Source organism: Haloactinopolyspora alba (assembly GCF_003014555.1).
In the GTDB taxonomy this organism is placed as follows: Bacteria; Actinomycetota; Actinomycetes; order Jiangellales; family Jiangellaceae; genus Haloactinopolyspora; species Haloactinopolyspora alba.
This window is the reverse complement of sequence record NZ_PYGE01000004.1, coordinates 214,376-226,670: the sequence shown is the minus strand read 5'-3', so window position 1 is coordinate 226,670 and position 12,295 is coordinate 214,376. Positions and strand designations below refer to the sequence as shown.

General features: G+C 70.3%; 12 protein-coding genes and 1 tRNA gene. 6 read left to right on the top strand and 7 right to left on the bottom strand.

All coding sequences use genetic code 11. The features are described 5' to 3' along the window. Positions 1-58 precede the first annotated feature (58 nt). Positions 59-1,420, top strand: a complete 1,362-nt coding sequence (locus CLV30_RS07635) for an HNH endonuclease signature motif containing protein (protein WP_106536595.1) — start codon at positions 59-61, stop codon at positions 1,418-1,420. After that, positions 1,417-2,382: an o-succinylbenzoate synthase gene (locus CLV30_RS07630; protein WP_240723175.1), complete on the top strand. Its 966-nt coding sequence runs from the start codon at positions 1,417-1,419 to the stop codon at positions 2,380-2,382. Before CLV30_RS07635 ends, CLV30_RS07630 begins: the two co-directional genes overlap by 4 nt. Here CLV30_RS07630 and CLV30_RS07625 read toward each other — a convergent pair. After that, positions 2,357-3,556, bottom strand: a complete 1,200-nt coding sequence (locus CLV30_RS07625; RefSeq protein ID WP_106536593.1) for a cation:proton antiporter — start codon at positions 3,554-3,556, stop codon at positions 2,357-2,359. The genes CLV30_RS07630 and CLV30_RS07625 overlap by 26 nt on opposite strands. Positions 3,557-3,793: 237 nt before the next feature. On the opposite strand from CLV30_RS07625, the gene CLV30_RS07620 reads away from it, so the two are divergent. Further along, positions 3,794-4,378: a hypothetical protein gene (locus CLV30_RS07620; protein WP_129710864.1), complete on the top strand. Its 585-nt coding sequence runs from the start codon at positions 3,794-3,796 to the stop codon at positions 4,376-4,378. Positions 4,379-4,387: 9 nt separating this feature from the next. Continuing rightward, positions 4,388-4,831 carry a heavy metal-responsive transcriptional regulator gene (locus CLV30_RS07615; RefSeq protein WP_106536591.1) on the top strand — a complete coding sequence of 148 codons (444 nt, stop codon included), beginning with the start codon at positions 4,388-4,390 and terminating at the stop codon, positions 4,829-4,831. A 647-nt stretch (positions 4,832-5,478) separates the two neighbouring features. Here the strand turns inward: CLV30_RS07615 and CLV30_RS07610 are convergent. Together CLV30_RS07610 and CLV30_RS07605 are read right to left on the bottom strand one after the other, a co-directional pair. Further along, a tRNA-Pro gene (locus tag CLV30_RS07610) sits at positions 5,479-5,555 on the bottom strand. Positions 5,556-5,626: 71 nt separating this feature from the next. Then, the gene (locus CLV30_RS07605; protein ID WP_106536738.1) at positions 5,627-6,544 is read right to left on the bottom strand and encodes a metallophosphoesterase; all 918 of its coding nucleotides are present in this window, start codon (positions 6,542-6,544) and stop codon (positions 5,627-5,629) included. A gap of 68 nt (positions 6,545-6,612) precedes the next feature. On the opposite strand from CLV30_RS07605, the gene CLV30_RS07600 reads away from it, so the two are divergent. Beyond that, entirely contained in the window at positions 6,613-8,157 is a 1,545-nt protein-coding gene (locus tag CLV30_RS07600; RefSeq protein WP_106536590.1) for an MFS transporter, read from the top strand. A gap of 25 nt (positions 8,158-8,182) precedes the next feature. After that, positions 8,183-8,638, top strand: coding sequence for a GatB/YqeY domain-containing protein (locus CLV30_RS07595; RefSeq protein ID WP_106536589.1), 456 nt, complete (start codon positions 8,183-8,185; stop codon positions 8,636-8,638). 15 nt (positions 8,639-8,653) lie between these two features. On the opposite strand, the gene CLV30_RS07590 is transcribed toward CLV30_RS07595, so the two are convergent. From CLV30_RS07590 to recR, 4 genes are all read right to left on the bottom strand, one after another. Then, positions 8,654-9,718, bottom strand: a complete 1,065-nt coding sequence (locus CLV30_RS07590; RefSeq protein WP_106536588.1) for an aspartate-semialdehyde dehydrogenase — start codon at positions 9,716-9,718, stop codon at positions 8,654-8,656. Then, positions 9,715-10,992 (bottom strand): aspartate kinase, encoded by a 1,278-nt coding sequence (locus CLV30_RS07585; protein WP_106536587.1) that lies wholly within the window; start codon positions 10,990-10,992, stop codon positions 9,715-9,717. The genes CLV30_RS07590 and CLV30_RS07585 overlap by 4 nt, the downstream gene beginning before the upstream one ends. A gap of 92 nt (positions 10,993-11,084) precedes the next feature. After that, on the bottom strand, positions 11,085-11,690 hold the full coding sequence (locus CLV30_RS07580) for a DUF5063 domain-containing protein (RefSeq protein WP_106536586.1): 606 nt from the start codon (positions 11,688-11,690) through the stop codon (positions 11,085-11,087). Then, entirely contained in the window at positions 11,683-12,282 is a 600-nt protein-coding gene (gene recR / locus CLV30_RS07575) for a recombination mediator RecR (protein ID WP_106536585.1), read from the bottom strand. Before recR ends, CLV30_RS07580 begins: the two co-directional genes overlap by 8 nt. Between the last annotated feature and the right edge of the window lie 13 nt (positions 12,283-12,295).

Genomic DNA, 12,295 nt, shown 5'->3' with positions numbered 1-12,295 from the left:
TGTTCGATACTGTTCCTTCAACAGTAGCTGCCGCTACGCACCTGGGAGCGGAGGCCCCATGAACAATGCCATCCGTACGGAGCTCGAACGTGCCCTCGACACCCCACCGGGTCCGGAGCTCGCGGTATGGCTGTCCACGCTGGATCTCGGCGAACTGTCCACCCACGACGTCGTCGCGGTCGTCGCGGCCTGGGAGCGGCAGAAGGCGTTCACCGAAGCGCGGATGACGCAGGCGCTGGCCGAGGTGGTGCGGCGCCCGGAGTACCAACGCTGCCGCTGCCCGATCGACGCGGACGCCGGACACATGCATCGTGCGGTCGAGCCGGCAGGAGACGAAATTTCGCTCGCACTGACATGGTCACCCGGTCGAGCCCGAGACCGGGTGGCAACGGCCGCGGAGCTGTGCGAAGAACTGCCGGCCACCCTGACCGCGCTCGAGGACGGCCGCATCGACGACGACAAGGCCCGACTCATCGTGTCGCGCACCCGCTGTCTGCACGATCCGGACCTGCGGCGCCGAGTCGAGGCGGCAGTACTGCCGGTCGCCGTCCGTGGCACGCGCACTCAACTGGACCACGCCTTGCGCCGCGAGGTCATCGCCGCCGACCCCGAAGCAGCCGAGGACCGGTGCCGCCGGGCGGGCGCGCGGCGACACGTCACACGGCCCGAGCCGGTGGCTCCCGGTGGCGACGACGGCATGGCTCGGCTGGAGCTCGTCGGCCCAGCCGAGGACGTCACCGCGCTGTGGAACGCCGTCGACGCCGCCGCACGGCACACCCGCCGCCAGGGCGACTCGCGAGGCCTGGAACAGCTCCGGTTCGACCTGCTCACCGGGCTCGGCTGGACCGGCCTCGACACCGGCCACCTCGGCTGTTGCAACCCCGCGTGCGCTGACGCGCCGGAGCACCGGTTGTCCGTCCAGCACCGCCGGGCCGCCGCGGTGCACGTCACCGTCGGCGTCACCACGCTCCTCGGCGCCGACGACCAGCCCGGAGAGCTCGAGGGGTTCGGTCCGATCACCGCCGACGTCGCACGGCGCATCAGCACTGAGGGAACGTGGCGGCGCCTGCTCACCGAACCCACCGGCGGACGGTTGCTCGACTACGGCCGCACCACGTACTCGCCGCCGGCCGATCTCGCCGACTTCGTCACCACCCGCGACCGGACGTGCCGGTTTCCCACGTGCACCCGCAGCGCCCGCGGCAGCGACATCGACCACATCCGGCCGTACAGACACGCCGGCACGACTTCCGCCGGCAACACGTGGACGTTGCACCGAGGCCACCACATCGGCAGGACCCACCACGGCTTCGAACTCCACACCGACGAACACGGCATCACGTCGTGGAAGACACCCGCCGGACACCACTACGCCGTCGATCCCGAAGCCGTCCCCGGCACCGTACAGTGGTCCGAGTGACCGTGCACACCTACGCGATCCCGCTGCGCACGCGGTTCCGCGGCATCACGGTCCGCGAAGGGATGCTCGTCGAAGGGCCGGCCGGGTGGGGCGAGTTCTGCCCGTTCCCCGAGTACGACGACACCGTGGCCGCGCCCTGGCTGGCCACCGCGGTCGAGCAGGGCGCGGCCGACTGGCCGCCGCCGGTACGCGATCGCGTCCCGGTCAACTGCACCGTCCCCGCGGTCGGCCCCGAACGCGCGCACCACCTCGCGGCGTCCTCGGGCTGTCGCACCGCCAAGGTCAAGGTCGCCGACCACCCCGAGTCGGCGGCCGAGGACCTCGCTCGGGTCGAGGCCGTCCGGTCCGCGCTCGGACCGGCCGGCGCCGTCCGGGTGGACTCGAACGCGGCGTGGGACGTCGACACCGCCGTCGCCCGCATCCGCGAGCTGGAGCGGGCGGCCGGTGGCCTCGAGTACGTCGAGCAGCCGTGCGCGACCATCGACGAACTGGCGGCCGTCCGGCGCCGCGTCGACGTGCCGATCGCCGCCGACGAGTCGATCCGGCGCGCGGAGGATCCGCTGGCCGTCGCTGTCGCAGGCGCGGCCGATGTCGCGGTCATCAAGTGCACGCCGCTGGGTGGGGTGCGCCGTGCGCTGCGGGTGGCGGAGGCGTGCGGGCTGCCGTGCGTGGTGTCGTCCGCGCTCGAGACCAGCGTCGGCCTGGCCGCGCAGCTCGCGCTGGCCGGCTCGCTGCCGACACTCGAGCACGCCTGCGGGCTGGGAACGTTGTCCCTGCTGGACGGCGACCTCGTCTCCGCGGCCGACTCGTCCGTCCCGGTCGGTGGCGCCCTGACAGTGCCGCACAGGCCGCCCCGGCCGGACCCCGTCGCGCTGGAGAACTACCGGATGCGCGACCCCGAACGCGAAGCCTGGTGGCGTGCACGCCTCGCCCGGGTCAGTCGCGACGGCGGAACGTCCTGAACCAGCGGTCGCCCTCACGTTCCTCGCCGAACTGGCGCGCGATGACGACGTCGCTCGACGAGTGCGCGAGGATCGACAGGGCGATCGTCAACGCCACCAGGTGGAAAATCTCGTCGGCTGCGGCGATGCCGGAGTTCAGCACGATCAGGCCGTACACGACCGACGCGAAGCCCTTCGGTCCGAACCACATCGCCGCCACCTGCTCCCGCGCGCCCAGTCCAGAGCCGAGGAACGACACCGACAACGCCACCGGACGTGCCACGACCAGCGCGAGAACGGCGAACACCCAGCCCGTCCACGGGATCTCCGCCAGGAACGACGGCGAGATCAGCGCTCCGAACGCCAGCAGCGCCACGAGCTTCAGCAGCTCGGCGACCAGCTCACCGAACTCGTGGAAGGCCTCCTTCTCGCGCTGGCCGATGGTCGCGACCGTGACACCGGCGGCGAACGCGGCCAGGAACAGGTTCCCGTGCGTGGCCTCGCCGAGCGCGAACACCAGCAGACCGATCGCCACCGCGTTGATCGCCTGGTAGTCGCTGGCGGCCGCGAACCACCGCGTGCGCTCGAGCCGGATCGCCACCCACGGGACGCCGACACCGATCGCCAGCCCGATCGCCAGTTCGGAGCCCAGCTTGCCGAGATGCAGGTCACTGGAGTCCTGAGTGATCTCCAACAGCACGATGACGAACGGCAGAGCCAGGCCGTCGTTCACCCCGGATTCCACGTTCAGCAATCTGCGCAGGCGCTGCGGAACCTTCTCGTTGCCGACCAGTGCGGCCGCAAAGACCGGGTCGGTGGGCGCCAGGACGGCACCGACCAGTAGCGCCTCCGGCCAGTCCAACCCTGCCACGAAGTGTGCCAGCACGGCCGTGATCAGCAGCGTCAGCGGCATTCCCCAGCCCAGGGCACGTCCGGGCAGCCGCCACGCCGACGTCAGGTCGTTCCAGCCGACCCGCATGCCGTCGGTGAACAGGACCGCGAACAGCGCCAGCTCGGCCAGCGTGGCCACCAGCGGATCCGCCGGCTGCAGCTCCAGGACGCCGGTGACGCCATCGCCCAGCACGAACCCGGCCGCCAGGAACAGGACCGCGGTCGACAGCACGGTGCGGTGCGCGAACGCCGAGACCAGAACGGCGAGCAGCAGGACGGCCGAGTACGACAGCAACAACGTCATGGCGCCATCCTGGTGCCTCGACCGCGCCGACCGCACCTCACCGGAACCGACTCGCCGGGACACCGCGACGAAGGGGTGGTCACGGTGTCGGCCGATGTGTAGCGTGTCCGTTTTCTGGCTTGTTCGAGCGGCTGGGGGTTCTGATGCAGGCCAAGGGGACGAAGCGGCTGTTCGCCCGGGGCGCGGCGCTGACAGTCATGATCGTGCTGAGCGGTGCGGTGGCACCCGTCGCGGGACATGCCGAAGAGACGACCGGAGCTGAACCGGAGCCGTCGGCAACCCGACGAGGGGCCGTTGGCGAACCTCGAGGTCGACGCCTCTCTGGACAGCGAGACCTACGACGCCGGCGATCGCGTCACTCTGTCGCTGACACTGACCAACGCAGGCGAGACGGAGCTCGGCCCACTCACGCTGAAGGACGCGGCCTGGAACGTGAACTGGCACCCCGAGCTTCTCGGCGACGACAACACGCTCGACACCGAAGTCACCATCCCAGCAGGTGAGACATACGAGAGGAGCTTCACCGGCATCATGCGGGAAGTCGACGACGGGCAGCTCGTGGTGCGCGTGTCGATCCGCGCCGGCGCCGATCACTCCACGACCGTCGAACTGACGGCGCAGGTCAACATGACCACCGCTCGGTTCCGGGACCTCGTACTTCGCGAACCTGGCCTCGGCGCCGGTGCGGCTGGACAACCCGACGATCCGCCACGGCAACCGGGTCACCCACCTCAGCTACCGCGTCGTACGGGACACATAGGAAGATTCACCTTCGCTCCAGTCCGTCACGGGCTTGAGGTTGGACCGCGCTCCAAGGTTTAGCGTCGGGGTATGGCTCTGGAGCTGCGGGAAAAGGCCCACAACACGACGTTGACGGTGTCGGCGTTGGCGTCGGAGGTGGGTGTCAGTGCGGACGCGGTGCGTTACTACGAGCGCGCGGGGTTACTGCCCGCGCCGCCGCGCAGCCCGTCGGGGTACCGGCTGTACGACCGCCGGGCCGTGGATCGGCTGCGGTTCATTCAGGGTTGCCAGCGTCTCGGGCTGCGGTTGCGGGAGATCGCCGACCTGTTGTCGGTGCGCGACACGGGCGAGTGTCCGTGCGAGCCGGCCGAGCACCTCCTGAGTCGCCGGGTGAGCGAGATCGATGCCGAGATCGAACGGCTCACGTCGTTGCGTTCGGAAATGGTGACGATGCTGGCCCATCCAGCTGATGCCGATTGCCCGGACCCGGTGCCCGGCACGTGGTGCGCGGAAGGAGGTGAGTCATGTGCTTGACGTAGTCGACGTCTCGTCGGTGGCGAGCTGCTGCGACGATCCGACGTGTTCCCCGGAGGCCTGCGACGACCTGTGCTGCTGAGCCTCGGAGTCCGAGCCCGATCCGTCGCACGACTGGGTCGGGCTCGGCTCGCGCGCCCATCCGCGCGCCGTCAGGTCGGGGTCGTGCGCCTACGGGCCAGTTCCCTTTCTCCCGACACCATGGACAGAAGTTCCACCGACTGAGAAAGTAACTCGCAGCGTTTCGCCCGAGTTGTCGGCAATGTGATGACCATGGACGACGCCGACGCTTCACAGGGGCCCGCCCATCGCAGATCGAGGAGCTGTACGCCGATGACCGATCCCCGCGAGATCGGCGAGCCCGTGCCGCACGGTGAGGACTGCACGTGCTCCTTCTGCCATGAAGACCACAACAGTGAGGCGCTGTGACCGCTCCGGAGCTTCGTGTTCCTGGGCATGACATGGACGGCAACCGTTGACCGCTGTGTCACCCGTCTCAGATTCAGTATCAACAGCCCAGCCCGGACAACCCCCGCTGAGCGCCCGCCTCGACGTCGACCACACGTGCGCCGAAGCCTTCGCTGACGCACGGGCGGGCCGAGAACGACGAAGAGCCCTCCGGAGAGGGCTCTCATCTGCGATGACGCTGGTCGGGGTGACAGGATTTGAACCTGCGACCTCTTCGTCCCGAACGAAGCGCGCTACCAAGCTGCGCTACACCCCGCGGATCGCCGAGCCAGCATATCTGAGCATGGCCCGAGACAAGAAATCGGGTTCAGCACGTGGTCACCGCCGTCAATCGGCGGGCACCAGGGTCAGCAGCGTCGCCTCCGGTGGGCAGGCGAAACGCACCGGAGCATAGGGGGACGTGCCCAGGCCGGCGGACACGTGCAGCCAGGCCGCGCTCGCCCCGCCGACGGCCGGGTGCCTCGACACGCCCTTCGCCCGGCGAGGCTCGAGGTCGCAGTTGGTGACCAGCGCGCCGTACCCGGGGACGCAGATCTGCCCGCCGTGCGTGTGCCCGGCCAGCAGCAGCCGGTATCCGTCGCCTCCCATCGCGTCGAGTACCCGCTGGTACGGCGCGTGCATGACGCCGACCGCCAGGTCCGCGTCGTCGCCGGGCGGGCCCGCCACCTCGTCGACCTGGTCGCGCCCGAGATGCGGGTCGTCCACCCCGGCGAACTCCAGCCGGCGCCCGTCGACGGTGAGCGTGCGCCGGTCGTTGTTGAGGTCGAGCCAGCCCGCACCGGCGAACTCGGCACGGAGGTCCTTCCACGGCAGTTCGACGGCGGCGGCCAGATCACGGTCGTTGTCGCGGCGGATCCAGTCCAGCGGCGCCAGGTACCGCGCCGGATTCTTGGGCCGCGGCGCGAAGTAGTCGTTGGACCCGAAGACGAACACGCCGGGGCGGTCCAGCAACGGTTCGAACGCCTCGACGACGGCGGGGAGAGCGTCGGGGTGGGCGATGTTGTCGCCGGTGTTCACGACGAGGTCGGGTTCCAGCGCGCCGAGGCCGCGGACCCATTCGACCTTGCGCCGCTGCCCGGGGGTGAGGTGCAGGTCGGACACGTGCAGCACGCGCAGTGGACGGCTGCCGCGCGGCAGGACCGGCAGATCGAACCGTCGCAGCCGGTACGACCGCACCTCGTACCCGGCCGCGTAGGCGAGCGCGGCCGTCGCCGTCGCCGCCGCTCCGAGCGCCATTCCCTTCACGACCATCCCCCCAGGCTCCCACAGCCGCGCCGTGGTGACTGTCGGATCGGAGGGCTACCCTCTGCGGCATGGACGACGTGCGGCTGAGCAGCAGGCGGGGCCGGGCGTTGCTCACGGCCACCGCGCTCGGGTCGGGCATGGCCTTCCTCGACGGCACCGTCGTCAACGTGGCGCTGCCGACCATCGGCCGCGAGCTCGACGCCGATCTCTCGGCGCTGCAGTGGACCGTCAACGCCTACACCCTCACGCTGGCCGCGTTGATCCTGCTGGGCGGTGCGCTGGGCGACCGGCTCGGCCGGCGGCGTGTCTTCACACTCGGCGTCGTCTGGTTCACGGCGGCCTCCGTGCTGTGCGCGCTCGCTCCGGGCGTCGAGGTGCTCATCGCCGCCCGCGCGCTGCAAGGCGTCGGCGGGGCGCTGCTGACCCCCGGAGCGCTGGCCATCCTGCAAACTGTCGTGCACGAGGACGACCGCGCCCGAGCCATCGGCGCGTGGGCCGGCCTGACCGGCGTGTCCGGCATCATCGGGCCGCTGCTCGGTGGCTGGCTGCTCGAGTTCGACTGGCGGTGGGTGTTCGGCATCAACGTGCCGCTCGCCGTGCTGACCGTGTGGCTGATCCGGGTCAGCGCCCCGGAGAGTCGCGACGAGAACGACAGCGGCCAGTTCGACGGGCAGGGCGCCGCTCTCGGCGCGCTCGCCCTGGGTGCCAGCACGTACGCGCTCATCCGCGTCCCGGAGGCGGGTGCGACGCCGGTGGTCGTCGGGACGGCCGCGCTGTCGCTGGTCGCCGCGGCCGCGTTCCTGCTGCGTGAGCGCCGCGCGCCACATCCGATGGTGCCGTTGTCGCTGTTCTCCGACCGCACCTTCAGCGTCATCAACATCATGACCTTCGTCGTGTACGCGGGCCTGTCGGGCATCATGTTCTTCCTGATGCTGCAGCTTCAGGTCTCGCTGACGTGGAGCCCACTCGCCGCCGGCATGGCGACGCTGCCCATCACGCTGCTGATGCTCTTCCTCTCCGGGCGCTCGGCCGGCCTGGCCACGCGCTACGGCGTGCGGCCGCCACTGGTCGCGGGCTCGCTGTGCGGGGCCGCCGGGGTGGCCCTGCTGGCCACGGTCGGGCCGGACGACGGCTACCTGTCCGCCGTGCTCCCCGGTGTCGTCCTGCTCGGCATCGGGCTCACCACCCTGGTGCCGACGCTGACGGCCACCGTCATGGCCTCCGCGCCGCAGCACCTGGCCGGTACCGCCAGCGGCGTGAACAACGGCATTTCCCGAGCGGCCGGTCTCATCGCCGTCGCGGCGCTGCCTGCCCTGACCGGGCTGGCGGGCGAGAGTTACGCCGACCCGGACGCTCTCACCGAGTCGTTCCGTGCCGCCATGCTCATCTGCACGGGCCTGCTGATCGGCGGTGCGCTCGCCGCCGCCTCCATCACCCGCCGCGCCGTCGCCGCTCCCGCGGAAGAGCCGGCGCCGTCGGAGGCGCCAGAGCCGGCCGAGGTCACCCTGCCGGCGGTCGCGACTCCGGCCATGGCCGAGCACACCGACGAAGAAGAGGTGGCGACGTCGGCCCCGTGCCCGGGTCCATGCATGCCGCCGTCATATGGCCGATGACACGACCAGCGGGCACACTATGCCCATGGCAGCTCTCAAGGATCGTCTCCGGGCCGACCTGACCACGGCCATCCGGAACAAGGACGAGGTGCGCAAGTCGACCATCCGCATGACGCTCTCGGCCATAGGCAACGAGGAGGTAGCCGGCAGCGACGCGCGCGAGCTCACCGACGACGAGGTCGTCGCCGTCCTGACCAGAGAGGCGAAGCGCCGCCGGGAAGCCGCCGAGGCGTTCCGAGCCGGCGGCCGTACCGAGAGCGCCGAACGGGAGGAGAGCGAGGCCGCGGTACTGGCCGAGTACCTCCCCGAGCCGCTGTCCGAGGCCGAGCTCGGCCAGATCATCGAGGCCGCCGTCGAGCAGACCGGCGCCGACTCGCCCCGCGACATGGGCCAGGTGATGAAGATCGTGCAGCCTCAGGTGCGCGGACGCATCGAGGGCAGCGCGGTCGCCGCCGCGGTCAAGGCCCGCCTCACCACCTGACCCTGCCCATGATCGTCAGGCGGAGAGTTCGGCGGCGACCAGCTCGGCGATCTGGGCGGTGTTGAGCGCAGCGCCCTTGCGGAGGTTGTCGCCGCACACGAACAGTTCCAGCGCGCGCGGATCGTCCAAGTCACGGCGCACCCGGCCGACCCACGTCGGGTCGGTGCCCACCACGTCGGCCGGGGTGGGGAACTCGCCGCGGGCGGGGTCGTCGTAGAGCACGACACCGGGCGCGTCGCGCAGGATCTCCGACGCCCGGACAGCGTTGACCTCGCGCTCGAACGTCACGTGCATGGCGACCGAGTGCGTGGTGACGACCGGCACCCGCACGCAGGTGGCGGACACCCGCAGGTCCGGAAGTTCGAGGATCTTCCGCGCCTCGTTGCGGATCTTCAGTTCCTCGGAGCTCCACCCGTCGTCCTTGAGCGAGCCGGCCCACGGCACGACGTTCAGCGCCAGTGGCGCGGGGAACGGGCCGAGCTCGGCACCGACGACGCGGCGGATGTCGCCCGGATGGGTGCCGAGTTCACGGTTGCCGGCGACCTTGTTCAGCTGGTCGTGCAGTGTGTCGACGCCTTCCTGCCCGGCGCCGGAGGCCGCCTGGTACGACGACGCCCGCAGCGCGGTCAGGCCGTACTCGGCGTGCAGCGCGCCCAGCGCGACGATCATCGACAGCGTCGTGCAGTTGGCGTTGGCGATGACACCCTTGGGCCGCTGCCGCACCGCGCGGGCGTTGACCTCGGGCACCACCAGCGGCACGTCCGGGTCCATGCGGTACGCGCCGGAGTTGTCGACCACCACGGCCCCACGCTCGACCGCGACCGGTGCCCACTCGGCGGACACCTCGTCGGGGACGTCGAACATGGCGATGTCGACGCCGTCGAAGACCTCCGGGCTCAGCTCGCGGACCTCGATCTCCTCGCCGCGGACCGTGAGCCGGCGACCCGCCGACCGTGCCGACGCGACGAGGCGGATCTCACCCCAGACGTCCTCGCGGGTCGACAGGACGTCGCGCATGACCGTGCCGACCGCGCCGGTGGCTCCGACAACGGCCAGGACGGGGCGGTTGTTCTCATTCATCGACCGGTTCCTCCGTAGACCACTGCCTCGACCTGGTCAGAGTCGAGGTCGAACGCCGCGTGAATGGCGCTCACCGCCGTGTCGACGTCCTCACCGCGGACGACGACGGAAATGCGGATCTCCGACGTCGAGATCATCTCGATGTTCACACCAGCGTCGGCGAGCGAGCCGAACAGCGTCGCGCTGACACCCGGGTGGCTGCGCATCCCCGCGCCGACCAGGGACACCTTGCCGACGCCGTCGTCGTAGCGCAGCGACTCGAAACCCACCGCGGTCTGGATCGCGGTGAGCGCCTCGACACCCTTGCGCCCGTCGTTGGCCGGGAGCGTGAACGAGATGTCCGTTCGGTTGGTGTCGGCGGCGGAGACGTTCTGGACGATCATGTCGATGTTCACACCTGCGTCGGCCACCGAGCGGAAGATCGTCGACGCTTCACCGACCTTGTCGGGAACACCCACGACGGTGATCTTCGCCTCGCTGCGGTCGTGCGCGACGCCGGAGATGATCGGTTGTTCCATGTCGGGCTGTTCACTTCCCTCGCTCGATTCAGCCACCCAGGTGCCGTCGAGTGTGGAGAAACTCGACCGTACGTGGATGGGCATGCGGTAGCGGCGCGCGTACTCCACGCAGCGCAGGTGCAGGATCTTCGCCCCGCTGGCCGCCATCTCGAGCATCTCTTCGTAGGTGATGGACGGCACCCGCCGCGCCGTCGGGACGATCCGCGGGTCGGCGGTGAAGACGCCGTCGACGTCGGTGTAGATCTCGCACGCGTCCGCATCCAGAGCTGCCGCGAGTGCGACGGCCGTGGTGTCCGAGCCGCCCCTGCCCAGCGTCGTGATGTCCTTGCTGTCCTGGCTCACGCCCTGGAACCCGGCGACGATGGCGATGTTGCCGTTGTCGAGCGCCTGGCGGATACGGCCGGGCGTGACGTCGATGATGCGGGCGCGTCCGTGCACCGAGTCGGTGATGACGCCGGCCTGGCTCCCGGTGAACGACCGCGCCTCGTGGCCGAGGTCACCGATGGCCATCGCCAGCAGCGCCATGGACATCCGCTCACCGGCAGTGAGCAGCATGTCGAGCTCACGACCACCCGGCGCAGGTGACACCCGTTGCGCGAGGTCGAGCAGCTCGTCGGTGGTGTCGCCCATCGCCGAGACGATCACGACGACCTCGTTGCCCTCCTTCTTCGCGGCCACGATGCGCTGCGCGACTCGCTTGACGGCCTCGGCGTCGGCGACGGAGGAACCGCCGTACTTCTGGACGACCAGCCCCACGGCACACTCCTCCCACGACGATCGACGTGCCCCCGGCAGTCTAGGCGAACCCACCACCATGTCCCGAGTCGTCCGGATCCCGGAACACAGCGCTACAGTTCTGCCTCCGCCCGGGCCAGCGAACGCTCGGCGGCGTCGGCGGGCTCGTCCGGGTGATCGAGCCGCGTGTGCGCGATCAGCGAGTGCAACGCGCGCAGCGCGGCACCGCAGGTGGAACCCCACGACGACAGGTACGAGAACTGCCACCACCACAGCGCCTCGACGACGCGGCCGTCCTTGTAGTGCGACAGCCCGTGCATGAGGTCGGACGCGATGCTCGCGAGATCGTCGGAGAGCCGGAAGCCGGTGACCCCGCGACCGGGATCGACCGGATCGACGACCTCGACGTAACCGTCGACCGGATCGAGCAGGGTGGCAATGCGCTCGCGTAGCTCGTCGACGTCCTGCTCGGGACCGGCGTCCGGCTCGAACCGTTCGTGCGGGACGACGTCGCTGATGGCGCCCAGTCGCCCGCCGGCGAGGCCGAGTTGGCTGACCTCGAGCAGCAGCAACGACAACGTGCTGCCCGGGTCGTCGCCCCTGGCCAGCTCGCGTACGGCCAGCAGGAAACTCTCCACCTGGGCGGCGATATCGGCGGCGAAGTCCGCGTACTCTTCGGCCGAACTGCCCGCAGGCGTCCCGGTCTCCGCGTCAGACATCCAACGACCTCCGTCCCTCGAACGCACGCCCCAGTGTGACCTCGTCCGCGTACTCCAGGTCACCACCCACCGGCAGCCCGCTGGCCAGCCGGGTCACCCGCAGCCCCAGCGAGGCGACCATGCGGGCCAGGTACGTCGCCGTGGCCTCGCCCTCGAGGTTCGGGTCCGTGGCCAGGATGAGCTCGGTGACGGTGCCGTCGGCCAACCGGGACATGAGCTCACGCACCCGCAGCTCGTCCGGGCCGACCCCCTCGATCGGGCTGATCGCACCGCCGAGCACGTGGTACCGGCCCCGGTACTCGCGCGTGCGCTCGATGGCCACGACATCCTTCGGTTCTTCGACGACGCAGAGGATGGACGGATCGCGCCGCTGGTCGAGACAGATGCGGCACAGCTCGTCCTCGGCGACGTTCCCGCACGTCGCGCAGAACCGCACCTTCTCTTTGACCTCGGTCAGCGCCGACACCAGGCGCCGCACGTCGTCGACATCGGCGGCCAGCAGGTGGAAGGCGATGCGCTGCGCACTCTTCGGCCCGACGCCCGGAAGTCGCCCGAGCTCGTCGATGAGATTCTGGACGACACCTTCGTACACGTCGTCGCTCCGG